Genomic DNA, 1,203 nt, shown 5'->3' on the forward strand with positions numbered 1-1,203 from the left:
ATGGACTGGGAACAATATCCCAAAAGGAATCCACATTCTGAAACAGCAGATCAATAAGTCGTGAGTAGGCAGCATTGACTTTGGTGGCAGTGATCTTGATAAACACCCGGCTCAAGGCCTGCTGCTGCTCCATCACCTTTTCTTGCTCGGGACCGTATTCACCCTTTACCGCCCGCAACGCATCCAGCCACTCATCTTCCACTTCCCGCCGGGCCTCCCGGTAACCCTGCCAGCGGCTATAGAGATCCGAGGCAAAAGCATCACGCACCGCTTGTTCGCGACGCTCCTTGTCCAGAGAAGAGTCCAGCTCCGCCTGAGTCACCTCATCCGGGGTGGCCACCATCACCAATCCGTGTTCCATTACCTGACCTTCTTGCCTCTGCGTCGCAGCCACTCAAAACGGTGTCCGGCCATAATGGCTGGCCAGTACCCCACCACCAGCTGAGTAAAGAGAATAATTGTCCGCTCCATTAGTAAGCAGATTTCCCTGGAGCCCGATACTTCAGCTCATTGATATTGATCTTGCGCCGTGGCAGCTTCAGCACCATTTGCTGGGCGATCGCATAACTGATCACTCGATCATCGAAGCAACCTTCCTGGGCATTAGTGGCTCCGTTGTCTTCAATGACGTAGGTCTGGCACTCCTTTACCGTCTCTACGTTGCAAATCCCCGCATCACCATCCCTGAGCAATGCAGCCAGGTGATCAATCATTAATGGTTTTGATTTGGTCGTGGTCAGCCAGCCGATCCGCTTGGTGCGTTTCTGGGTGCGCTGGTCCACCGTGGTTTCCATATAGAGATTGGGATACTTCAGGTCTTTCAGTTTGGTGATGGTGGTCAGGCCGTGGTTGTTTCTCTCCACACCAGTCAGGGCATTGTTGTAGTAACGCCCCAGATGGTTAAGCATCTTGCCCAGATCATCCGGTGCCACATGGCCAGACCAGTGGGCAACCTGATAACCGGAACGATCCAATACGTCGATGGATGAATAATCACCGTGCTTGTGTTTGTCATTGATGGGAGCTAATCCCTCAGCAACATCGCAACCAATGACATACTGCTGACTTCCCTCCACTGGGTACCAGATGTTCAGTAATCCCGGTTTCTTCCGGTTCAAGCCATTGGGTGTTAACTCACACTGCCATTTGGATGAATAGCATTCCTGTTTAGCCGCTTCAGTATGTTTGGGATCAAAGACAGGG

The 1,203-nt window shown here is 52.2% G+C and carries 2 protein-coding genes; both read right to left on the reverse strand.

Annotated elements, in window-relative coordinates; translation table 11 throughout:
• The coding region (locus ACO6V1_RS24045; RefSeq protein WP_422469140.1) for a hypothetical protein at positions 1 to 361 on the reverse strand (361 nt) is incomplete at its 3' end.
• Between the two features lie 109 nt (positions 362 to 470).
• Positions 471 to 1,203, reverse strand: a 733-nt coding sequence (locus ACO6V1_RS24050) for a hypothetical protein (protein WP_422469142.1), incomplete at its 5' end; no start/stop codon positions are given.

The organism is Endozoicomonas sp. ALC013 (assembly GCF_049310205.1).
In the GTDB taxonomy this organism is placed as follows: Bacteria; Pseudomonadota; Gammaproteobacteria; order Pseudomonadales; family Endozoicomonadaceae; genus Endozoicomonas.